Here is a 21,845-nt window from a genome sequence, read left to right on the forward strand (position 1 = left end):
GGTCCTTCTCGCATCGGGAGCCGCATGGTGGAACGCCTCTCGCCAGCGGGAATTCGCACATATTGCGGGGCGCCTCGAACAAGACAGTCGCCGCGCGAATTTGGCGGCAATCGCAACTGTGGCAGCGTTTAGCCTCAGCGTGGTGGGAGCGATCTTGGCGATAATCGGTTGGCTTCGTTAGACGATTGAGCGGGCAGAATGACCTTGCATTCCTAATGTCCGCTTTCCACCCATAACGGTCACAAATTGTCGTTTAGATCAACGAACTGAGGTGCCACGCGCCGCTTATGGGCGGTAGGCGCCAAGTACCGCGGCGGCATGTTCCAAGGCTGCGCCATCGGCGCCGGACAGCCAATCGCAATAGCTCGTGAAGCTGAAGCCAACCTCATCGCCATCAACTCGCTCGGCAAAGTCCCTTAATTCGGCGCGATGCCGGAGGTGATCGTCATGGGGAATAATTTGGGATTCACGGGCCTCCGGCTCGGCAAATACGTAGACGAGGTGAGGTTTCAAGCCTTGGCGTCGCCCTTCGGTGGTCAAGCCATAGGCATGTTTGATGAGCTGCGCCGCATCGAGATGACGATAGGCCAGATCGCCATTCGCCAGCATGTCCCGCAGGGTTGAATATCGGTCCATCCCGCTCCCCCAGTCATATTCGCGGAAAGCCGGCGAGAAGCTGACAAGCTTGCGATCCCGGAAGGGCTCGAACCTCTTCGATTCGACGCCAGCAAGATGCGTCTCGGTCACGACGATTGCGTCGAGCCAGGGGTGCCTTCCGCCGCTCCATGGGAATCGTGCGCAATATTCGACCTCCACTCGCATTGCCGGCCACGCACCCTCGATGCCCGGAAGCGGCGGAAGCAGCGCCGGGCGTTCAATGAACCAGCCAAATGTGTTGGCAGCCAATGCCGCCGAACTCTCGGGGTGGGCGAATTTTCCACTATCAATCTCATTGCCGCCCGCCAGGCACATTCGCGCCCGAATATGGTCTTCGGGTACGCCCGGCAGGAAAAGTCCCAAGGTCACCTTGGAAACAGCCGGTGCGGCGATGTGAGAAGGTCGAGGAGCGGTTGGGGAGGCGGCATTTCCGCGGGCCGGATTCGATCATCAAGGAGCAGGAAGGAAAAGGACATTGCGATCCCGTGCGAACGGCCCAGCGCAGCAATGCCTTGATCGAACGAGCGTTCGACATCTGCAAGCGAATAGCGCTCGTAATAGCCTGTCGGCGCCAGCACGCTCAGGCCGATCTCGGTGGCCTCGAGCAAAGGGCTGACCCTTTTTGGCCTGTCGTTTCGGGCGATCAGCCAGAGGCAACAATAACCGACGATCTCGACCGCCGCGTAAAGCGGCGTGTCGCTGGCGATTTTGAGCTCGATCAATTCAAAATGCTGAGCGCTATGTCGTCTGACGAGATCGATGGCCCGGCGCCCGTCACCAGCACCAGGGATCAAGCCTGAAGCGACCGGGATCTGGTTTGCCCAGTCCGATCTCCCAAGTTCAAGGCAGGCGGCGGCGATGGCGCGTTCGACAACAACTTCCGGGCTACGATTGTGCGAGGAGATCTGAGGCTGGAGACTGTGCCAGCGCCAGTTCTGCTTGGATCGATCTTTATTCCCCGTTGCCCCCGCCACGTCGTAGTTCCGCGAGATCAGATCGAAGATTTCGCGGACCAGCGATTGGCCGTCAATTGAAGCCAGTCCGACCAGCGCCGAACGATGACGCAAGTTCAACACCCCCAGCCGGTTGGCGACCGCGTCCGCGACACCATCGAGGAGGGAGCGGGGCGTTCGACGAGGAGGCCCTGGCCACGACATCATCCGCTGATGCTATTTCAGCTAACGACCACTTTCCACCCATTGCGGGCACTTGCATATCCGACATCAGGTTTGCGGGGGCAATTGGCCCCGCATGGCCAGGACCCTGGCGCGCTCCTTCGCAATCCTCGCATCCATTCGTCGCTGAATTTCAGTGTAGCGAGGATCACCACGCAATTTATCGAACTGGGGCCAGTCCGATAGGCTGCCCGAGTAATATTGGCCAAGCCAGCCGCGCGTAACAGCCTTGCTGAGCCAGCTGAAGGCGCGACTGTCGCTGCGCAGGGCGAACAGGCTCGCCTGCCACAGCTCCGGCTCGCCAGGCGCATCATCAGGGGACCGGTAAGGCGACGCTAGTTGCTGTGTCAGGTTACGTTGGACGCAGCCCAGAATGTGTGCGCTTTCAGATGCTCGTCCTTGGCGCTCCAACGCCATCGCGATGAACGGAGCGAAATTTGGAGTCCGAACACAGAGATCACGCAAGTCTGGCGGTCGGACATCATAGACTTGGGCGATCGCGGGCCAATCGCGTGCGCGGGCAAGCGAGAAGATCGCGTACTCGAACTTATTTGCGGACCAAGACTTGGCTCCATCACGAAGCGCGCGTGCCCTAAGGGCACCGCGGTCGTCTGCAAGAAAGAGCTGAAGATAGGGAGAGAGCCCGGCGCGGTATCGGGCTTCCTGCTCGTCGAAGCCGAGCAAATTGAATTGCATCGCCAACCACTCAGTTTGGTAAGGTAGCTGCGGATCAAGGGCGAGGCCTCGCAGCCGTGCCGCAATTGCTTCGGACTCATTGCCGAGCAAGCTGTTTGCGAAGCCACGGAAGCGCCATGCCTGCGCTTTGTCGCCACCTCGCCGAACGTATGTGTCGATGGCGCGAAACGCCGCTTCGCCTTGCCCAGATGCGGCAAGTGAGGCGACGTAGCGATTGACCATTGCGGACGACAGTGGATCGATTTCGACGCCCAAGCGATATTGGTCAAATGCTTCGTCGTTACGACCAAGAAGATTGAGGTCGATCCCGAGATTGTTTCGAATTGATGATCGGCTTGGGTCTAGCACAATGGCCTTCCTCAAAGGTGCAAAGGAGGCGGGAGGAAGCAAGGCCAGCCCGAGGGCGGCATAGCCATCCGCTTGGTTGGGAGCGAGGCGGATTGCCTGTTGAGCATGGCTGACTGCCACGCGACGCGCCTTGTCGACCGGAATGGTGCCATAAGAATATGGGTCGTCGGCCAGGAGCCAAGTCGTTGCAGCCAAGAGGGCATGCCCCGGCGCATAATCTTGGTGAGAGTCAACGATTTGACGAGCAATGTGCCAAGCCTGTGTGAGCGTTTCTCTTTTGGGTTCGCGCATTAGGGCGCGCGCTGCGAGATATGATTGGTAGGCATCAACACTGGTGACTGGAGCTTCCTTGACGGCGCTTTCGAAAAATGTGCCTCTCAGCCGCTTCACAACTGCAGCGGCAATTTGATCTTGAACGGCGAAGACATCTCCGAGACTGCCGTGATATTCTTCCTCCCACAGCCGTGAGCCATCGGAAGTGTCGATCAGCCGCACGTTCATTCGCAACCGATTGCCATCGGATCGGGCGCTCCCTTCAAGCAAATGAGTGACGCCCAGCGAAGCGCGGATGACCTTTGGATCTGCGTCGCGTGCGATTTGCCGAGCTGAGCTGCGACCCAGCACCTTTATGCCCTTCTCCGATGCCAAAGTGCTCAAGATTTCTTCTGCGACGCCTTCTGCGAAATAGGCCTTGTCGTGCGTCGGCGACAGGTCCTCGAACGGAAGGACGGCAATTTGAGGCGGCGGACGCGCAATCGCCACCCGCCAGGCAATCAGACTTCCTGCGCCGAGCAGGAAAAGGATGCCGACAACAATGCCGAAGATGTGCCGCCTCGTAAGCCCCCGAAGTCCGAACGATCGTGCCTTCGGTTGCTCGCTTGCTGCCACTGGCTCGCCACCGGCAACCTCATGTATGCATTCGACTATACGCGCGATCCGTGGGTCATCCCCATCGCCGCGCCACCTCGAAAGGTCGACACCCTGCCGCTCGCCGAAGAATAACGGCGGCTTGCAGGACTCCACAAAAACCTGGATCAACCGTCCATCGTCGCGCGCCACGCGGGCTTCGGACCGCACATTCTCGCTTGAGACGCTTGCAGGTGACCAGCACACGATGACTGCCTTGGCGGCCCTAAGCGCCTGCTCAATAGTGGCTTCCCATGGCGCCGACGGCGGGATGTCTTCGTCCCACCAGACGTCGAGTCCGGTCTCGCGCAGCGCAGCGACCAGATTGCCCACGCGCGTGGCATCCTCGCGTTTGTAGGACAGGAAAACGTCCACCATGCAGCCCCCGCAGAGCTGGGCCGATGCTAGCTCGCTTTACAAGGGGCAGCAACGCCTACGGGCCGCCTATCTAACGACCACTTTCCACCCATTGCGATCATTACGGCTGGGTGTGATATGCCGGTGCCAGAACGGGGGCCGTGCAGATGCGATCAGGTGTCGTGGCAGTCAGCATGGCAATGCTGGCGTGGACAGGTCAGGCTCATGGTTCCGACCTGAAAGCCGATGTCCAGGCGTGGCGATCCGCCCATGAGCGACAGATTATCAACCACCTCACCGAGTTGACCGCGATCCCGAGTGTCGCTGCCCGACCTGACGGGCTTGCGAAGATGGCAACGAGGCTGGAAGCTGAACTGAAGGCTCGCGGCTTCGCGGCGCGGCTCCTGCCGGGACCGGCCGGGTCGCCGCCAGCGGTGTTCGGCAGCTTGGATACGGCCGGCGCGAAACGCACCGTTGTCTTCTACGCCCATTATGATGGACAGCCGGTGGACCCTGCAACGTGGCGCACGGACCCTTTCGATCCAGTCATGAAGGCGGGGCCCGGCGCTCAGGCAGCGACGATTGACTGGCAAGGCAGGGCGCCGCCCTACGATCCGGAATGGCGCCTGTTCGGTCGCGCGGCCAGCGACGACAAATCGTCGATCGTCGCCTTTCTCGCGGCATTCGATGCGCTTCGCGCGAAAGGGCAAAAGCCGGCCATCAACATCAAGGTCTTCTGGGAGGGCGAAGAGGAACTAAACTCGCCGGGGTTGCGGTCAACGCTCGAGACCAACCGCGATTTGCTCAAGGCCGATCTCTGGTTGATTGGCGACGGCCCGCTCCACCAATCGAGATCGCCCACGCTCTATTTCGGCGCGCGCGGGAATGTTGATGTAGAGGCGACGGTCTACGGTCCGTCACGGCCGCTACACAGTGGACATTATGGAAACTGGGCGCCCAATCCGGCGATGCTCGCGGTCGAGCTGATTTCGGAACTTCGCGATCCGGATGGCCGAATTCTCATTCCCGACTTCAGTGCGGACGTGCGTGCGGCAAGCCCTGCCGAGCGGGCGGCGATCGATCATCTGCCATCGGTCGAGGAGGAATTGCGCGAGGAATATTCCCTTGGCCGGACCGAAGGCACCGAGGGGCTCGCCGCAAGCACCATGCGACCGGCGCTCAACATAGTCGGCCTTCGCGCCGGTGATGGCGCGCGGGCAATACCCTCCCAGGCCATGGTCTCAATGGATTTCAGGCTGGTGCCCGATCAGACGCCTGAGCGGGTGAAGGACCAAGTCGAGGCCTATCTGACGTCCAAGGGATGGAAGGTCATCCACGGCGACCCTGATGCCGCGACCCGGCGAGCCAATGGAAAGCTGGTCAAGCTCGATTGGCGTGGAGGTTATCCCGCCCTTCGCACGCCCATGGACGCCCCTTTTGCCAAGGCAGTGATCGCGACGGTCGGCGACGCCGCGGGCCGGCGCCCCGCCGTTCTTCCGACGATGGGCGGCAGCGTTCCAATCTATCTATTCTCTGATGTGCTGAAAGCGCCGATCGTCGTGCTACCCATCGCCAACCACGACAATAATCAGCACGCGCCCAACGAGAATGCGCGCATTCAGAATCTTTGGGATGGGATCGTCACCTACGCTTATCTGATGACCAGGCTCGACTGGTAGGGCGCTCCGATGCAGTACCCGCTTTCCACTCCTTGCGGTCATCAAAAGCGGGTGCGATGCTTCGCAGATGGGTAGAATGGTTTGCGTCGCATTCTTCGTATTGGCCGCGCCTGGCGCGTGCGCCGATGCTCCACCAGCTCCTGATGCTCAACGGTCAATTGCTCAACGCTCGTGCTCGGCAGAAATTGGTGTTTCAGCGTCAGCCGCGCTGGTTGGACAATGCGTTCAAGTTTCGCCTGCGACGCATCCGCCGTGCAACGCTCAAAACTCATGCACCATGATCCGCGACGAGATAAAACGGGGCTGCGATTTCGTTGGAGATGGGAAGCCTACGTTCTGCGGAACTTAATGACCGCTTTCGGCCCAATGCGGGCACAGGCCCGGATTGGCAGTGACGCGCAAATCAACTGGGAAAGTTAAGCTTGAACTCGATTTCCCTGAAGCGTGGGTCGCGCCGGATCGGGTCAAGGAATGGGTCGACTCTCATGCCGGCCAGTCCCGGGTCCCGTGTTTGCAGCGCCGCTTGCAGCGCCTTGAACGCTTGATCGACATCGCCGAGCTGGGCGTAAACTTCTCCATACTGATAGAGCGTAGAATCTCCGTAGAGCCTTTGCATGCGACCCAAGCGCTCCAGCGCGCCCCCACGATCTCCGGCTCGAATGGCGAGGACGGCTTCGCCAAGGAGTCGGTAATAATGGTCCGGCTCCAGCTTTCGATACTCGGCCGCGGCCTCAGCATCCCTTTTCAACCACAAAAGCGCATTTGCGAGGACGCGGCGGGCTGTCTGGCGACCGGGGGCGATCTGCAGCGATCGGCGCGCAACTGCGGCCGCCTCGGTGAAGCGACGAGCGCGATAAAGGGCGTAGGCCTGCACCTCAAGCGAAAGGGGATTTAGCGGGTCCAGACTTGTCGCCCTCTCCGCCATCCTAAGCGCTTCGTCGTGCCGGCGAGACTGGCCGAGCAGGTTCGCATAAGCGCGCAGGACAGCAACATCATCGCCCGGAAGCGCATCCGCCTTCTTAAGATCGGCGAGGGCGCCGCCAAGATTGAGTTGCTCTCGCAGGATGTTGGCTCGCGCGGCATATCCTTCCGCCAGCTCCGGAGCGATGGCGATCGCGCGGTTCACCGATGCCAGCGCCTCCCTGTTTTCCCGCTTCCCTTCCGCTGCGGTTAGCGCATGGACGTTCGCTTTGACTCTAAGCACCTCCCCCCTTCGGGCGTATGCTTTGGCAAAATTGGGATCCAGTGCGATTGCCTCGTTGAGGAGGCGCAGCGACTCATTCGCGCCGGCTTCCGTGTCGTTGAGACGTTCTGGACTTGATCGGAAATACAAATCCTGCGCGTCCGGATTTCGAGTGCCGCCGATTTCCAGGACGGCACGGTCGTCGCCCGCCAACCTGATGCTGAGCGCCTGAGCGACGCTTTCCGCGATGCCGGTCTGGATTTGCAGGACGTCGCCCAAGGGCCGATCGAAGCTGTCCGACCAGCGCTCCATACCGTTATCGCCGTCAATCAACTGGGCGTTGACGCGAATGGTTGATGGCGACTTTCGGACGCTTCCTGTCAGGATATTGGCGACCCCGAGCTTGCGCGCCGCGATTTTGGCGTCGGCATCGCGAAGCATTTCCGATGATGTGCGGGCGACGACGGTGAGGCCCGCTATGCGGGATAGGGCATTGCGCAGCTCCTCCGCCATTCCATCCGAAAAATAGGCCTGGCCGGGATCTCCGCTCAAATTGGCGAATGGAAGGACCGCAATGCTATGGGCGCGCGCCGCGGACGGCTTCAGCACGAACCAGCCGGCGGCAACGGCAACCACGGTTGCAGCTGCCCCGCCGGCCACTATGGCGCGACGGCTGACACCCGGACTTTCGAAATGCACATGATTCGGCCTGGGAGCACCCGAAACGATCGCGCGCACAGCCGCCAGGACCGCCTGATACCGCGGATCGGAGCGATCTCCTTTCCAGCGGACGATCGGGATCGCCTGAATTTCGCCAAAGCCCAGAGGCGGGTCTACTTTGTCGATCCGGACCGGCAGATAGGCGTGGCGGCGCTGCGCCCGCGTAGCCTCGTCGCGGACAAAATGACCTTTTGGTCCGATTGAGCGCCTGCTCCAGACGACGATCACGCATTTCGACTGATCCAGCTGCTGCTGGATCGAGTCCCGCCACTCGTCACCGCCGCCGATATGAGCATCCCACCAGACTGACAGTCCCTCAGCCTCGAGCGCCTCCACAAGTGGGGATACCCGGACCCGGTCCTCGGCCTTGTACGAGACAAAAACGTCCGACATGCGCGCCCCAGTCATCTGCCTTCTATTATTGAATGGCGCAGATGCAAACCGAAGAGCCAACGTCCGCTTTCAACGCATTTCGGCCAGAAGCTGGCGCGCTCAACGCAGCTTTTCGAGTCCAGCCAAAGACATCTGCCGCATAGGCATCATTGTCAGGTTGCGGCGATATGCATCCGCTGCTTCCGCCTTTCGACCCATTGCCCGAAGCTCGTCTCCCAACAATTCGGCACTGGGCTTGGCGAGAACGGGCGGGCCGAACGGTTGGGGCAATGCTGCCTCTGCGGCGGCAGCTGCGGCAAGTAATTGCAGTCCTGTATCCCTGGCGCCGTGGGCGAGTGCCGCAACGGCCTCGCCCTGGGCAACGGCCCGGTCGAGCCAGGCGCTGCTTTCATGATCGTCGGGTCTTTCGCGCGGCATGGCGACGACAATCCGATCGCGGTAGCGGCGGAGCTGCTCAAGGGCCGCATCAACCACGGCGGCATCGTTACGTGCCGCGAGCAACTGCCCATATGCCAGCTCGAACCTGCCTGCCAGGTTGCCATCGCCGACAGGGACCGCGGCGAAGTCCGGCCAACGCCCGGTATCTACTCCGTGACGAATGGCGATCGACGCCCAACTGTTGAACAGGCTGCGCTCCGCCCCAAGGACTGACCCGCCGTCGCGCTTGGCAAATTCCTCCATCGCTTGCGCGCGGCATTGGTCGACCAGCGCCTGGCTGTCCTTGCCCTGCTGGTCCAGCGCGTAGGCGAGCCACTCATTATAGTGGCCGCACCAGGATGCCGGCTTGCCTGCCGCGGCCCGCTGCGCATTCACTACCTTCATGGCCTGGATATTGGTTGCTTCGACCGCCTTCCAGTCGCCGAGCGCAAGATAGATATGGCTGACCATATGTTGTGCGTGTCCCGCATCCGGCGCGACCGCCGCGTAACGCCGGGCGGCCCTCAACCCCAGCGGCGCATGAGCCGGATCGTCGTAGCTGTGGATCAGATAATGCAGCAGACCCGGGTGATCCGGATGTGTGGGAAAGGCCTCCTCAAGCATCGCCGCGGCCCGCATGTAAATGGCGGTGTCGCGGCCTTGGCTGGCAAGCCCCAGCGTCGCCAACGCCGCGAAGCTGCGCGCGTCGATATCGCTCGGATCGGCCTCGTAAAGCGCCATCATTTTCGCATGGTAGGCGCGGTCGCGGGACAGCTTGTCGCCATCTCCATATAGCGCCTCTACCGCGCCCAGCCAGGCGGCTTCGCGGCTTCCGCGGGCCTTTGCCTTGCGCGCCTCCGGCGACGGGCCAAGCCGGGCCAGGGCCGCGCGCCCGCCGTCTTTGTCCTGGAAGGCCCAGAGCGGATGATTGTAGGTCATGGCCTCGCCCCAAAAGGCCATGACATTGGCTGGATCCGCTGCCTGGGCCCGGCGAAACGCCACCGCCGCCCGGTCGTATTCGAAGTTGTGAAGAAGGTAGAGGCCTTCGGCATAAGCGGAGGAATGTGCGGGCCCGGCTACCGCGTCGATGGCCGGTTCGTGCTGATGCTGCGCGGTCGCCGGAGCTGCCAGCAGCGCCAGAAATAGGGCCAGACCTTTCATGCAGCATCCCCCACCGTTCGGTCGAAGGCTACGCCGCGCCCAATTGCGGTTCAAGGTGCACCCCGGTTTCGGGCGACCTGGCGTCCACGTTTCACCCTTATCTGTCATAAGCTGCGCCCAATCGTTGCCCCCTCGCTCTGCCCTTGCTAGGCGCGCCGTCTGATTTGCCGACAGACAAGGAACGACATGGTCCCCCGCTATTCCCGTCCCGCGATGACCGCCATCTGGTCGGCCGAGAACCGCTACAAGATTTGGTGGGCGATCGAGGTTTTCGCGGCCGAGGCGATGGGCAAGATCGGGATGATCCCTCCGCAAGACGCCGCCACCATCCGCAAGGCCTATGACGCCGACGTGTTGGGCGAAGTCGATGTGCCGGCGATCGACGCGATCGAGGCGGTGACCAAGCATGATGTGATCGCCTTCCTGACGTGGGCGGGCGAGAAGCTGGGGCCGGAGCGACGCTGGCTGCACCAGGGCATGACCAGCAGCGACGTGCTCGACACCAGCCTGGCGGTGCAATTGAAGCAATCCGCCGACCTGCTGATCGAGGACCTGGAAGCGCTGCTCGAAGTACTGAAGCGCCGGGCATACGAACATAAGCTGACCCCGACCATCGGCCGAAGCCACGGCATCCACGCCGAGCCGGTGACCTTCGGACTGAAGCTCGCCCAGGCCTATGCCGAGTTCGACCGAAACCGCGCCCGGCTGAAGGCTGCCCGCGACGACATTGCCACCTGCGCCATCTCCGGAGCGGTCGGAACCTTTGCCAACATCGACCCGGCCGTTGAAGAGCATGTCGCCAAGGAACTTGGTCTGACGCCCGAACCGACCTCGACCCAGGTGATCCCGCGCGACCGGCATGCGATGTTCTTCGCCACCTTAGGCGTGATCGCCTCGTCGATCGAGCGGCTGGCGGTTGAGATCCGCCACCTGCAGCGGACCGAAGTACTCGAGGTCGAGGAATATTTCTCGCCGGGCCAGAAGGGTTCGTCGGCCATGCCGCATAAGCGCAACCCGGTGCTGACCGAGAATCTGACTGGCCTCGCCCGCATGGTCCGGTCGGCCGTAGTGCCGGCGATGGAGAATGTCGCGCTGTGGCACGAGCGGGACATCAGCCACTCGTCGGTCGAGCGGTTCATCGGGCCTGACGCCTGCATCACGCTCGACTTCGCCCTCGCCCGCCTGACGGGCGTCGTCGACAAGCTGCTCGTCTATCCCGACCGAATGCAGAAGAACCTCGACCGGATGGGCGGCCTGGTCCATTCGCAGCGCGTGCTGCTGGCGCTGACCCAGGCCGGCCTGTCACGCGAGGACAGTTATGCACTGGTCCAGCGCAACGCCATGAAAGTCTGGGATTCCGACGGGCAATTGTCGCTGCTTGACCTTCTCAAGGACGACCCCGACGTAACCTCCAAGCTAAGCGATGTGCAGCTCGAGGAGCTGTTCGACCTCGGCTATCATCTGAAGCAGGTCGACACGATCTTCCAACGGGTATTCGGCGCCTAAGTGGTCGCAATCCAGCCTTGCGCGCTGCTGCTGCTGGTCGGCCCGGACTGGCAGATGGAGGCTGTCAGCGCCAATGTGTCGATGCTGGGCGACGTCAAATCGTCGGCACTGGTTGGACAGCCCCTGGCGGACCTGATCGGCAGCAAGGCAATCCATAATTTGCGCAACCGAATATCCTGGCTGGCGCGCGACGAAAGCGAAGTCCAGGACTTCGGCGTCCAATGGGGCGACGTGCTGCTCGACGTAAGGGCAAGCCGGGACGAAGGATATTATCTGATCGAAGCCGAACTGGCGGTCGAGCCCCGCCTGCCCGACGGCATCGGCATGGTAAGGTCGATGACCGACCGCCTTGAAGGCAACGATCCGCTCAAGCTCGCCGAGCTGGCGGTCCGGCAGCTCTGCTCGCTGACCGGCTTCGATCGGCTGAGCCTGCACGGCCGCGGTGGAGCCATCATTACCTCGGCCGGCCGGCAACTGCCCGCGGTTGAGGACGAGATTGTGCATTCCGTCCCTCGAAATTGCGCCGATCGAGATTCCGAGCCGGTCCCGCTGCATGGCGAGGGCCCACCAAAGCTGTTGAATCGAGCTGCGTTCCTGGCCTTGAGCGATGACGAACGGGATCGCCTCTCAACCCATGGCATTGCGGCAACCATGACGCTGCCGATCCGGATCGATGGCGAGCAGGTCGCAACGCTGTCCGCCCACCATTCAACGCCCCGCCGATGCGGGGCCGAGCGGCGTTCGGTAGCTCATCTGTTCGCGGAACGCGTCGCGGCGCGGATGGCCCGCAACGGTTGGGTTTTCTAGGGCCCGGGTTCAGTCCCTAACCGCCCAGCGCGGTCTTGATCCGGCTGAAGAAGCCCTTGCTGGCCGGGCACTCGTCCCCGGTCTCCGTGTCGCGGAACTGTTCGAGGATTGCCCGCTGATCCTTGCTAAGCTTTGTGGGAGTCTCCACGAGGATGCGCGTCACCAAATCGCCCCGGCCGCGACCGTTGAGGACGCTCATTCCGCCACCGCGATGCCGCAACGTCTCGCCCGACTGGATTCCCGGCGGAATCTTCAGCTCGATTTTTTCGCCGTCGATCCCGGGAATGGTAATGCAGCCGCCTAGCGCGGCGGCGGTGAAGCTGATCGGCGCTTCAGCGATAAGGGTCGTGCCGTCGCGCTCGAAAATGGGATGCCGCTTCAGGTGAACGAACAGGTAGAGGTCGCCCGCGGCCGAACCGCGGATGCCCGCCTCGCCCTCGCCAGCCACTCGAATCCGCGTTCCCTCGTCGACCCCAGCGGGAATATTGACGTTCAATTTGCGCGATTTGAGCGCGCGGCCCTCCCCTTGGCAGGCCGTGCAAGGATCGGCGATCATTTCGCCCGAACCCATGCATCCCGGGCAGGTTCGCTCGACAACGAAGAAGCCCTGTTGCGCGCGTACCTTGCCGGCGCCGCCGCAGCTCGAACAGGCGCGAGCCGCGGCCTGGCCCGTTGAGCCGGAAGCATTGCAGGTCTCGCACCCGGAGAGAGCCTGTATGGCAATAGTTTTTTCCGCTCCTGCGAAGGCTTCCTCAAACGTCAGTTCAAGGTCGTAACGCAGGTCGGAACCGCGCGCTGCGCTGGCTCGCTGCGCCCGCGGATCCATGAATTCGCCGAAGATAGACGAGAAAATGTCGGAAAAGCCTTCAAACCCGCCACCGGCCCCGCCGCCGAACGGTCCCTGGCCGTTCATTCCATTCTGGAATGCGGCATGGCCGAAGCGGTCGTAGGCAGCCCGCTTCTGCGGGTCCTTCAGCACCTCATATGCTTCGCTGATCGACTTGAAATGAGCTTCCTTGTCGGTGCAGCCGCCATGGCGATCGGGATGGCATTCCTTGGCCAGCTTCCGATAGGCAGCCTTGATCGCGGCATCGTCGGCGCCCTTGGGCACGCCGAGCAGTTCGTAATAATCCGTGGCCATCAGTCCCCACCCATGACGAACGGCGCCGACCGAATGTCAGTCGACGCCGTTCGAATCATGGCCTCTTAGGCCTTCTTGTCTTCGTCGACTTCCGAAAATTCGGCGTCGACCACTTCTTCATCGCCCGGCGCCTCTTCCGCGCTGGCCTCGGCCGACTGGGCGGCTTCCTCACCGCCTGTCGCCTGGGTCTTTTCATAGATCGACTGGCCAAGCTTCATCGCAGCCTGGGCAAGCGCCTCTGTCTTGACCTTCATAGCTTCGGCATCGCCCCCTTCGATCGCGGTCTTGGCTTCGGCCACTGCTGCTTCAATCTCTTCCTTGAGCGAAGCGTCGACCTTGTCGCCATGCTCCTTCAGCTGCTGTTCGGTCGAATGGACCAGGCTTTCCGCCTGGTTCTTCGCTTCGGCCGCCTCGCGTCGCGTCTTATCTTCGTCGGCAAATTTCTCTGCATCCTTGACCATCTGCTCGATGTCGGAGTCCGAAAGACCGCCAGATGCCTGAATGCGGATCTGTTGCTCCTTGCCGGTGCCCTTGTCCTTGGCAGTGACGTGGACGATGCCATTGGCGTCGATGTCGAACGTGACCTCGATCTGCGGCACGCCGCGCGGCGCCGGCGGGATCCCGACCAGGTCGAACTGGCCCAGTATCTTATTGTCCGATGCCATTTCGCGTTCGCCCTGGAAGACGCGGATCGTCACCGCATTCTGATTGTCGTCCGCGGTCGAAAAGGTCTGGCTCTTCTTGGTCGGAATGGTCGTGTTGCGGTCGATCATCCGGGTGAACACGCCGCCCAGCGTCTCGATTCCGAGAGACAGCGGCGTGACGTCGAGCAGCAGCACGTCCTTGACGTCCCCCTGCAGCACGCCGGCCTGGATTGCGGCGCCCATCGCCACGACTTCGTCCGGGTTGACGCCGGTGTGCGGTTCGCGGCCAAAAAATTCCTTCACCACTTCACGTACCCGCGGCATGCGCGTCATGCCGCCGACCAGCACGACATCTGCCACGTCCTTGGCGGCGATGCCGGCATCCTTAAGCGCCTTCTTGCACGGCTCGAGCGTGCGGTTGATGAGGTCCGCGACCAGCTTCTCAAGGTCCGCACGGGTGATCGTTTCGACCAGGTGAAGCGGCGTGGTCGCGCCGCCTTCCATACGGGCGGTGATGAACGGCTGGTTGATCTCCGTGGTCTGGGCCGACGACAGCTCGATCTTGGCCTTTTCGGCGGCTTCCTTGAGCCGCTGCAGCGCCAAGCGGTCGGTACGGAGGTCGATGCCTTCCTTAGCCTTGAACTTGTCGGCCAAAAATTCGACGATCTTGGCGTCGAAATCCTCGCCGCCGAGGAAGGTGTCGCCATTGGTCGACTTTACCTCGAACACGCCGTCGCCGATTTCCAGGATCGAAATGTCGAAGGTGCCGCCGCCAAGGTCATAGACGGCGATCGTCTTGCCCTCTTCCTTTTCAAGACCATAGGACAGCGCGGCCGCGGTCGGCTCGTTGATGATGCGCAGCACCTCCAGGCCGGCGATCTGGCCGGCGTCCTTGGTCGCCTGGCGCTGGGCGTCGTTGAAATAGGCGGGAACGGTAATCACCGCCTGGGTAACGGTTTCCCCAAGATAGGCTTCGGCCGTTTCCTTCATCTTCTGCAGGATGAACGCCGAGATCTGTGAAGGGCTGTAGTCCTTGCCGCCGGCATTGACCCACGCGTCGCCGTTCGAACCCTTGACGATCTTGTAGGGCACCAACTCGGTGTCCTTCTTGGTGATCGGATCGTCGAAGCGGCGGCCGATCAGGCGCTTCACCGCGAAAATCGTATTGTCCGGATTAGTGACGGCCTGCCGCTTGGCCGGCTGGCCAATCAGGCGTTCGCCGTCCTTGGTAAAGGCCACGACCGATGGAGTGGTCCGCGCACCCTCCGCATTTTCAATAACCTTGGGCTTTCCGCCTTCCATCACCGCTACGCAGCTGTTGGTGGTGCCGAGGTCGATCCCGATCACTTTTGCCATATTCTCTTACCCTCTACTTGCCCCCTCGGACGCGCTGCCCAGCGATCCGAGAAATTGGTGTTTCGCGGGCGATATAGGTCTGTGTTTTCAAGCGACAAGGGCAGCGGAGCGCCGCCCTGTTGCATTATGGCATCGCCATGCCGCCATTGACGTGCAACGTCTGGCCAGTGACGTAACCAGCCTCTTTCGAAGCCAAATAAACCACTGCCGCGCCGATATCGTCGCCGCTGCCCATCGCGCCAGTCGGGATCCTCGACAAGATCCCTTCTTTTTGCGCATCGGTCAGCGCGTCGGTCATGGCCGAGGTCATGAACCCCGGCGCGACGCAATTGACGGTGATCCCGCGGCTCGCCACTTCCTGCGCGACCGCCTTCGACATGCCGATCAGCCCTGCTTTTGAAGCGACATAATTGGCCTGGCCCGGATTGCCGGTAACGCCGACCACCGATGTGATGTTGATGATCCGGCCATGACGGGCCTTCATCATCGGCTTCATTGCCGCCCGCATCAGGCGAAACGCGCCTTCCAGGTTGATGGTGATCACCTGGTCCCATTCCTCGTCCTTCATGCGCATGGCGAGGTTGTCGCGGGTAACGCCGGCATTGTTGACGAGGATGTCGAGCTGGCCGAGCGCTTCGACCGCGCGCGGCACCAGCTGGTCGACCTGCTCGCTGTCGCCGAGATCGCAAACCAGCGTGACATGATTGCCGCCAAGCTCCTTGGCGAAAGCTTCCAGCTTGGACTGGTTGGAACCGGAAAGCGCCAGCCTGGCGCCTTGCGCCGCCAGCGACTTTGCAATCGCGCTTCCAAGGCCGCCGCTCGCGCCCGTCACCAGCGCGGTCATTCCAGTGAGGTCAAACATCATGCGAGCTCCTTGGCGATGGCTTCGATATCCTCGATGGTAACGACGCTGGTCACCTTCGCATCGGGGGCGATGCGCTTGACCATTGGGCCGAGCACCTTGCCGCCCAATTCGACATATTCGTCGACTCCGGCGGCGAACATGTTGGCGATGCTCTCGCGCCAGCGGACCATGCCGGTGACCTGTTCGACCAACAACCGCTCGATCTCCGCCGGGTCGGCCACAGCCGCAGCGGTCACATTGGCGTAGAGAGGAACGTGAGGCGGTTCGATCACTGTCTTGCCAAGCGCTTCGGCCATGGCATCGGCCGCCGGCTGCATTAGCGGACAGTGGAACGGCGCCGAAACCGGAAGCGGCAAGGCGCGCTTGGCGCCCATTTCCTTCGCCAGCTCGATGGCGCGATCGATCGCTCCCTTGTGACCGGAAATGACGACCTGCGAGGGATCATTGTCATTGGCGACCGTGCAAACCTCGCCCTTCGCCGCCGCGTCCGCGATCTTTTGCGCGAGCTCGAGGTCCGCCCCGAGCAGTGCCGCCATGGCTCCAACGCCGACAGGTACCGCCGCCTGCATCGCCCGTCCGCGCAGTTTCAACAGCGTCGCGGTGGTCGCGAGATCGAATGACCCCGCGGCGCACAGGGCCGAATATTCGCCAAGACTGTGGCCAGCGACGAAATTCGCCGCCTTGTCGAGTGAGACGCCACCCTCCTTTGTCAGCACTCGGAACACGGCCAGGGCATGGGCCATGATTGCCGGCTGGGCATTCTCAGTCAGCTTCAGCTCGTCCTCGGGCCCCTCACGCATTAGCCTCGCCAAATTCTGGCCAAGCGCCTCGTCGACCTCGCCGAAGGTATCGCGGGCGGCCTGGCTGGCCTCGGCTAACGCCGCTCCCATGCCGACCGATTGACTGCCCTGCCCGGGAAAAAGAAAAGCGCGCATCGAAATCCCTGTTCAACTGTGCTTAGGTCGCGGGCGGACTAGGACGGTGAGGCACGATTGCCAAGTCCGGCAGGGGGAGAAGGAACGGTATGAACGAGGCGAGCGAAGTACGGCAACTCGGCTTCTGGATGTGCCTGGCGCTGGTTGTCGGCAACATGATCGGCTCGGGCATCTTTCTCCTACCCGCGAACCTGGCGCCTTATGGCATGAACGCCATCTGGGGCTGGGGTATCACCATCGCCGGCGCAATGTGCCTGGCGACCGTATTCGCGGCTTTGGCCAAGGCGATGCCTGACGCCGGTGGCCCATACGACTATGTCTCCCGATCGCTTGGAGCTCCGCCGGCCTTTTTCGTCATGTGGAGCTACTGGATTTCCACCTGGGTGACTAACTCGGCGATCGCCATCGCCGCGGTCAGCTATCTGAGTTCGCTCGCGCCCGGTGCCTTCGCCAATCCGGTCGTGCCCGCGCTGTCCGCAATCGCCTTCGTCGCATTGTTCACCGCAGTTGCCTGCACCGGCGCGCAAGTGTCCGGCAGGGTCCAGATCATGACCAGCGTACTGAAGATCATGCCGCTGATCGCGGCGATGGTCATCGCGTTGATAGTGATCGGCGGCGGCGACCAGCCGGCCGAGTTTGCGCCGATGCCAGTCACTCCGCCAAGCATTGCCGCCGCTGCGGCGCTGACGCTTTGGGCAATGCTCGGCTTCGAATGCGCCACCGTGCCCGCCGGCCGGGTGCAACGACCCGAACGGACTATCCCGCGAGCAACGCTGATCGGGACCCTGGCGGTTGGCCTCATTTACCTTGCTGCGTCGAGCGCGGTGTTCCTGCTCTTGCCGGCCGACGTTGCTGCCAAGTCGCCGGCGCCGTTTGCTGCCCTGGTTGGCAGCTTCTGGGGACCGACGGCCGCTACCTTCGTTGTGTTCTTCGCCGCGATTTCCTGCCTCGGCGCACTCAACGGCTGGGTTCTGTTGCAAGGCGAGGTGCCACTTACGCTGGCTCGGCGCGGGGTATTCCCGCAATGGTTCGGGAAGGTGAACAGCCGCGGAATGCCAGTCCGTGCCCAAATCCTCGGGTCGACGCTGTCGTCCCTGCTGGTCGCGGCCAACTACACCAAAGGGCTGACCCAGCTATTTGCCTTCATGGCACTATTGGCCACGGTTGCAACGCTGGTGCTCTACCTGGTCGCGGCCGTCGGCGCGCTACGCCTGATGGTCGCCGGCAAAATGCCCGGCGGCATCATGCTGGTCGTGGCGCTGGTCGGCGCGATCTACTCGGTCTGGACCTTCTACGGCGCGGGCACCGAAGCGAGCCTGTGGGGCCTGCTGCTCCTGATGACCGGCATCCCCGTGCTGTTGTGGATGCGCTTCAATTCCCTCGTAGCCAGCCAGGAGCGGGCGACCTCTCCAGCCGCGCCTCCGGGATCGCTGCCCTAAGCTTGCGGGCAAAAGAGCGGAGGCAGACCTCGCTCTTGCCGAGGGGGCCGGGAACATAGGTCGGACTGGTCATGCCGCTCTGGACCCGGCTGATGAGCTCGGTGTCTTCGGCATTGACCCTGCGGTTGATGCGCCAGTTCAAATAGCGTGCGGCCTTCATCTCGCGGCGCCAAGGATAATCTGGGGCGTCGGGCAGCGCATAGCTGATCTCGCGAATGACGCTGGTCGTTCCCGAAACCGGCAGCCACTGCATGAAATCGACCTGGTCCGGATAGATGTCGAACGCAACGCACGGGAACAGCTTGTAATAAAGCCATTTGCGCCGGTGGCTTTCCGGCAGATGCTCTGCTTCGGGCAAATAGCGCTGGTAGGCCCGCTCGGACGGATTGGCCGACTCATCGTCGCGAAGCTCGCCTTCCATCCGGTCGACCCATTCCTGTGCCTCTATGGCGTAACTTTTTCCGAACAGGCGGGTGAGGCCAGGGTGGCCGACTGGGATGTGCAAATGGTCGGAATAATTGTCGGCGATGGTCTTCCAGTTGAGGTCGCGCGGGCGCAGCGTCACCCGCCCGATCGCGCGCAAATCCTCGAAACGATAAGGGGCAACCTCATGCTCATAGGGTGCCATCATCTCTTGGACCGACGGCAGACCTTCCTCGAGCCGGACGAAAATGAACCCGCGCCAAACTTCCAGTGACACTGGAATTAGCCCCAGTTTCTCGGTCTGCAGGCCGGGATATTCGTGGCGATGCATGACCCCGACCAGCCGGCCGTCGCGGGCGTAGCTCCACGCATGGTATGGGCACGTCAGCACCTTGGAACAGCCGCTCTCTTCGTCGAGCAATCGCGAACCGCGATGGCGACAGACATTGGTGAAGGCGCGGACCTCTCCGTCGTCGCCGCGAATGACAATCACGCTTTCGCCGAGAAAATCGATCGTTCGCCATTCGCCCGGATTGGCGATCTCGCTTTCATGGCACACGACCTGCGGCGCCGCCCGCAGGAAGGCGCGCTTCTCCGCTTCGAAGAATTCATCGTCGAAGTAGAGCCAGCCGGGCAGGCTGACATCATCGAGCGGATCGGTGGTCGGGATGCTTTTGAGGTGCGTGGCCATGGCCTGGCTTCTGCCATTTGTCGCCAGCCACGGCAATCTGCTGGCGGCGGCTGACTCCTAATCCAAGTTTATGTATGCCATGTCTTGACAAGGGGGAGCCGTGACCATGCCGCTGTACATGGATATTCACTCGATCGATCCGGAAACTCCTTGGGAGGACATCGCCAAGGCGCATTGGGAAGATGAGAAAATCCAGGGCGATTATAGCGTCGAATATAAGAAATATTGGTTCAACAGGGATTGCGGGAAGCTGTTCTGCCTGGTCGAGGCGCCCAATGAAGAGGCTGCTCACTGCGTCCATGACCATGCCCATGGCCTGGTCGCGGAAAAGCTTATCGAGGTCCATCCCGACCTGATCGACGGTTTTCTGGGAAATACCGGGGTCAACGAAGGCGGCGCGGCCCTGATTCCAGGTGCTACTGATCCGACGCAGCGCGACTGCGGAGTGCGCACCGTCCTGTTCACCGACATCGCCAACTCCACCGAGATGACGTCCCGCTTCGGCAATCGCGCAACCATGGCGATGCTCTCGGTCCACGACGGCATTGTCCGCAACGCGCTCCGCGCCAATGGCGGCCGGGAGGTCAAGCACACTGGCGACGGAATCATGGCGGCCTTCCTGTCCGCGGCGGATGCAGTTCGCTTCGCCTGCCGGGTCCAGCAAGCTTTCACCGCTCATAATGAGCCCGGGCCGGAGTTTCCGGTCATGGTTCGCATCGGGATCAGTTCCGGCGAACCTGTCGAGCAGGGCAACGACCTGTTCGGGTCGACCGTGCAACTCGCGGCGCGCCTCTGTTCACAGGCAGATCCGGGTCACATCCTTGTTTCCAACACCGTCACCGACCTCTGTGACGACGATGATTTGAAGTTCGGCGAGGCGCGAGAGTTGTTGCTGAAGGGTTTCGACGGGGAAATCGCCGCTCACGCGGTTGAGCTGACCTGCTAACTTGCCTTTCTGAACAACTTCGGCCATAGGCGCGCCTGCTGCGGACCCATGGGCTCCGCGGCGCAATTGCTTTGAACGACAGCCGGAGGGGCCCCCGCATGGTGCAGGGGCCAGCGATCGGCCAAACATAGGTGCATGAAACATGCCGCTTTACGAGCATGTTTTCCTCGCGCGCCAGGATCTGGCTCAAGCCCAGGTCGATGCGCTCGCGGAAAACGCCACCAAGATTATCGCCGACAATGGCGGCAAGGTGGTCAAGACTGAGACCTGGGGCCTGCGCGGCCTCTCCTACCGCATCGCGAAGAATCGCAAGGCGCATTACGTAATGCTCGACATCGACGCGCCCGCGCCGGCGATGGCCGAGCTGGAGCGCCAGACCGGCATCAACGAAGACGTCATCCGCTTCATGACCATCCGCGTCGACGCCCATGAAAAGGGCCCGTCGGCGATGATGCGCAAGCAGGACCGCGAGCGGACCCGTGGCCCGCGCCGCGAAGAGATGGAGATTTAAGCGATGGCTCGTCCCTTTTTCCGCCGCCGCAAGTCCTGCCCCTTCTCGGGCAAGGACGCTCCCCGCATCGACTATAAGGACGTCCGTCTGCTCCAGGGCTTTGTCTCTGAGCGAGGCAAGATCGTTCCCAGCCGCATCACCGCGGTGTCGACCAAGAAGCAGCGCGAACTGGCCAAGGCGATCAAGCGCGCCCGCCATATCGGCCTGCTTCCCTATGTCGTGAAGTAAGGAGAGCTAGAGATGGAAGTCATCCTGCTCGAACGCGTCGAAAAGCTTGGCCAGATTGGCGACATCGTCAATGTGAAGAACGGCTTCGCGCGCAATTATCTGCTGCCGAACAAGAAGGCGCTACGGGCCAACGACGCCAACAAAAAGGTGTTCGAGGCCAACCGCGCCAAGATCGAGGCCGACAATGCCACCAGGCGCATTGACGCCGAGAAGGCATCGAAGGACGTCGAAGGCAAGACCGTCCAGCTTATCCGGCAGGCGTCGAACGTCGGTGCGCTCTACGGCTCGGTCAGCGCTCGCGACATCGTCGAAGCGCTGGAAGCTGAAGGCGCCAAGGTGTCGAAGAGCCAAATCGTACTCGATCGTCCGATCAAGTCGATCGGCATGCACGAAGTGAAGGTCGCACTGCACCCCGAGGTAGCGGTGGCGATCAAGGTCAATGTAGCCCGCTCGCCGGAAGAGGCCGAGCTGCAGGCTCAGGGCGTCGATGTCATGGCATCGATGTTCGAGCGCGAAGAGACCGGTTTCACCGAAGAGTTCGATCCGACCGCAGAACCGGGCGTGATCCCCGAAGAGACGGCCGCCGAAGCTCCGGCTGAGGCCACCGCCGAGGCTCCTCAAGCTGAGGGCGAAAGCGAAGGCGAGAGCGAAGAAGCCTAAG

Annotated in this window: 18 protein-coding genes; 8 read left to right on the forward strand and 10 right to left on the reverse strand. The window is 62.1% G+C overall.

The genetic code is table 11. From position 1 onward, the window contains the following. Nucleotides 1-285 precede the first annotated feature (285 nt). The 3 genes from LZ518_RS06250 to LZ518_RS06260 form a co-directional block, all read right to left on the reverse strand. Nucleotides 286-1,026: a PGN_0703 family putative restriction endonuclease gene (locus tag LZ518_RS06250; protein WP_249915153.1), complete on the reverse strand. Its 741-nt coding sequence runs from the start codon at nucleotides 1,024-1,026 to the stop codon at nucleotides 286-288. After that, nucleotides 1,023-1,724, reverse strand: a complete 702-nt coding sequence (locus tag LZ518_RS06255; RefSeq protein ID WP_249915154.1) for a hypothetical protein — start codon at nucleotides 1,722-1,724, stop codon at nucleotides 1,023-1,025. Before LZ518_RS06255 ends, LZ518_RS06250 begins: the two co-directional genes overlap by 4 nt. A gap of 156 nt (nucleotides 1,725-1,880) precedes the next feature. Next, nucleotides 1,881-4,160, reverse strand: coding sequence for a TIR domain-containing protein (locus LZ518_RS06260; protein WP_249915155.1), 2,280 nt, complete (start codon nucleotides 4,158-4,160; stop codon nucleotides 1,881-1,883). 173 nt (nucleotides 4,161-4,333) lie between these two features. On the opposite strand from LZ518_RS06260, the gene LZ518_RS06265 reads away from it, so the two are divergent. Further along, entirely contained in the window at nucleotides 4,334-5,818 is a 1,485-nt protein-coding gene (locus LZ518_RS06265; RefSeq protein ID WP_249915156.1) for a M20/M25/M40 family metallo-hydrolase, read from the forward strand. A gap of 403 nt (nucleotides 5,819-6,221) precedes the next feature. Here the strand turns inward: LZ518_RS06265 and LZ518_RS06270 are convergent, their stop codons facing one another. Both LZ518_RS06270 and LZ518_RS06275 read right to left on the reverse strand, forming a co-directional pair. Then, nucleotides 6,222-8,114 (reverse strand): TIR domain-containing protein, encoded by a 1,893-nt coding sequence (locus LZ518_RS06270; protein ID WP_249915157.1) that lies wholly within the window; start codon nucleotides 8,112-8,114, stop codon nucleotides 6,222-6,224. Between the two features lie 99 nt (nucleotides 8,115-8,213). After that, the gene (locus LZ518_RS06275; protein ID WP_249915158.1) at nucleotides 8,214-9,692 is read right to left on the reverse strand and encodes a hypothetical protein; all 1,479 of its coding nucleotides are present in this window, start codon (nucleotides 9,690-9,692) and stop codon (nucleotides 8,214-8,216) included. Between the two features lie 186 nt (nucleotides 9,693-9,878). Between LZ518_RS06275 and purB the strand changes: the two genes are divergently transcribed. Together purB and LZ518_RS13540 are read left to right on the forward strand one after the other, a co-directional pair. Beyond that, complete coding sequence (purB, locus tag LZ518_RS06280) at nucleotides 9,879-11,198, forward strand: adenylosuccinate lyase (protein ID WP_249915159.1); 1,320 nt, start codon at nucleotides 9,879-9,881, stop codon at nucleotides 11,196-11,198. Next, a complete protein-coding gene (locus tag LZ518_RS13540; RefSeq protein WP_249915160.1) occupies nucleotides 11,199-12,005 on the forward strand; it encodes a GAF domain-containing protein in 807 nt (268 codons plus the stop codon). It begins immediately after the preceding gene. Between the two features lie 16 nt (nucleotides 12,006-12,021). Here the strand turns inward: LZ518_RS13540 and dnaJ are convergent, their stop codons facing one another. From dnaJ to fabD, 4 genes are all read right to left on the reverse strand, one after another. Further along, nucleotides 12,022-13,146 (reverse strand): molecular chaperone DnaJ, encoded by a 1,125-nt coding sequence (gene dnaJ / locus LZ518_RS06290; RefSeq protein WP_249915161.1) that lies wholly within the window; start codon nucleotides 13,144-13,146, stop codon nucleotides 12,022-12,024. Nucleotides 13,147-13,211: 65 nt separating this feature from the next. After that, nucleotides 13,212-15,146 carry a molecular chaperone DnaK gene (gene dnaK / locus LZ518_RS06295; protein ID WP_249915162.1) on the reverse strand — a complete coding sequence of 645 codons (1,935 nt, stop codon included), beginning with the start codon at nucleotides 15,144-15,146 and terminating at the stop codon, nucleotides 13,212-13,214. Between the two features lie 124 nt (nucleotides 15,147-15,270). Continuing rightward, on the reverse strand, nucleotides 15,271-16,008 hold the full coding sequence (gene fabG / locus LZ518_RS06300) for a 3-oxoacyl-[acyl-carrier-protein] reductase (protein ID WP_249916514.1): 738 nt from the start codon (nucleotides 16,006-16,008) through the stop codon (nucleotides 15,271-15,273). Beyond that, nucleotides 16,008-16,946 (reverse strand): ACP S-malonyltransferase, encoded by a 939-nt coding sequence (fabD, locus tag LZ518_RS06305; protein WP_249915163.1) that lies wholly within the window; start codon nucleotides 16,944-16,946, stop codon nucleotides 16,008-16,010. Before fabD ends, fabG begins: the two co-directional genes overlap by 1 nt. An 89-nt stretch (nucleotides 16,947-17,035) precedes the next feature. On the opposite strand from fabD, the gene LZ518_RS06310 reads away from it, so the two are divergent. Continuing rightward, nucleotides 17,036-18,385: an amino acid permease gene (locus LZ518_RS06310; protein ID WP_249915164.1), complete on the forward strand. Its 1,350-nt coding sequence runs from the start codon at nucleotides 17,036-17,038 to the stop codon at nucleotides 18,383-18,385. On the opposite strand, the gene LZ518_RS06315 is transcribed toward LZ518_RS06310, so the two are convergent. Beyond that, nucleotides 18,318-19,499, reverse strand: a complete 1,182-nt coding sequence (locus LZ518_RS06315) for an aromatic ring-hydroxylating oxygenase subunit alpha (protein WP_249915165.1) — start codon at nucleotides 19,497-19,499, stop codon at nucleotides 18,318-18,320. The genes LZ518_RS06310 and LZ518_RS06315 overlap by 68 nt on opposite strands. Before the next feature lie 106 nt (nucleotides 19,500-19,605). Here LZ518_RS06315 and LZ518_RS06320 point away from each other — a divergent pair, with 106 nt between their 5' ends. The 4 genes from LZ518_RS06320 to rplI all read left to right on the forward strand — a co-directional run bounded on the left by LZ518_RS06320 (nucleotide 19,606) and on the right by rplI (nucleotide 21,844). Next, complete coding sequence (locus LZ518_RS06320; RefSeq protein WP_249916515.1) at nucleotides 19,606-20,445, forward strand: nickel-binding protein; 840 nt, start codon at nucleotides 19,606-19,608, stop codon at nucleotides 20,443-20,445. Nucleotides 20,446-20,587: 142 nt separating this feature from the next. Continuing rightward, the gene (gene rpsF / locus LZ518_RS06325) at nucleotides 20,588-20,956 is read left to right on the forward strand and encodes a 30S ribosomal protein S6 (RefSeq protein WP_249915166.1); all 369 of its coding nucleotides are present in this window, start codon (nucleotides 20,588-20,590) and stop codon (nucleotides 20,954-20,956) included. A gap of 3 nt (nucleotides 20,957-20,959) precedes the next feature. After that, nucleotides 20,960-21,184 carry a 30S ribosomal protein S18 gene (gene rpsR, locus LZ518_RS06330; protein WP_119533295.1) on the forward strand — a complete coding sequence of 75 codons (225 nt, stop codon included), beginning with the start codon at nucleotides 20,960-20,962 and terminating at the stop codon, nucleotides 21,182-21,184. Nucleotides 21,185-21,196: 12 nt separating this feature from the next. Further along, a complete protein-coding gene (rplI, locus tag LZ518_RS06335; RefSeq protein WP_249915167.1) occupies nucleotides 21,197-21,844 on the forward strand; it encodes a 50S ribosomal protein L9 in 648 nt (215 codons plus the stop codon). Nucleotide 21,845: the final 1 nt, after the last annotated feature.

This window comes from Sphingomonas brevis (assembly GCF_023516505.1).
GTDB classification, from domain to species: domain Bacteria; phylum Pseudomonadota; class Alphaproteobacteria; order Sphingomonadales; family Sphingomonadaceae; genus Sphingomicrobium; species Sphingomicrobium breve.

Excerpts from the sequence above, each read along its gene's own strand:
- LZ518_RS06260 (WP_249915155.1), bottom strand. The coding sequence starts at position 4,160 with ATGGTGGACGTTTTCCTGTCCTACAAACGCGAGGATGCCACGCGCGTG.
- LZ518_RS06265 (WP_249915156.1), top strand. The coding sequence starts at position 4,334 with ATGGCAATGCTGGCGTGGACAGGTCAGGCTCATGGTTCCGACCTGAAA.
- LZ518_RS06270 (WP_249915157.1), bottom strand. The coding sequence starts at position 8,114 with ATGTCGGACGTTTTTGTCTCGTACAAGGCCGAGGACCGGGTCCGGGTA.
- LZ518_RS06275 (WP_249915158.1), bottom strand. The coding sequence starts at position 9,692 with ATGAAAGGTCTGGCCCTATTTCTGGCGCTGCTGGCAGCTCCGGCGACC.
- purB (WP_249915159.1), top strand. The coding sequence starts at position 9,879 with ATGGTCCCCCGCTATTCCCGTCCCGCGATGACCGCCATCTGGTCGGCC.
- dnaJ (WP_249915161.1), bottom strand. The coding sequence starts at position 13,146 with ATGGCCACGGATTATTACGAACTGCTCGGCGTGCCCAAGGGCGCCGAC.
- dnaK (WP_249915162.1), bottom strand. The coding sequence starts at position 15,146 with ATGGCAAAAGTGATCGGGATCGACCTCGGCACCACCAACAGCTGCGTA.
- fabG (WP_249916514.1), bottom strand. The coding sequence starts at position 16,008 with ATGTTTGACCTCACTGGAATGACCGCGCTGGTGACGGGCGCGAGCGGC.
- fabD (WP_249915163.1), bottom strand. The coding sequence starts at position 16,946 with ATGCGCGCTTTTCTTTTTCCCGGGCAGGGCAGTCAATCGGTCGGCATG.
- LZ518_RS06310 (WP_249915164.1), top strand. The coding sequence starts at position 17,036 with ATGAACGAGGCGAGCGAAGTACGGCAACTCGGCTTCTGGATGTGCCTG.
- LZ518_RS06315 (WP_249915165.1), bottom strand. The coding sequence starts at position 19,499 with ATGGCCACGCACCTCAAAAGCATCCCGACCACCGATCCGCTCGATGAT.
- LZ518_RS06320 (WP_249916515.1), top strand. The coding sequence starts at position 19,606 with ATGCCGCTGTACATGGATATTCACTCGATCGATCCGGAAACTCCTTGG.
- rpsF (WP_249915166.1), top strand. The coding sequence starts at position 20,588 with ATGCCGCTTTACGAGCATGTTTTCCTCGCGCGCCAGGATCTGGCTCAA.
- rpsR (WP_119533295.1), top strand. The coding sequence starts at position 20,960 with ATGGCTCGTCCCTTTTTCCGCCGCCGCAAGTCCTGCCCCTTCTCGGGC.
- rplI (WP_249915167.1), top strand. The coding sequence starts at position 21,197 with ATGGAAGTCATCCTGCTCGAACGCGTCGAAAAGCTTGGCCAGATTGGC.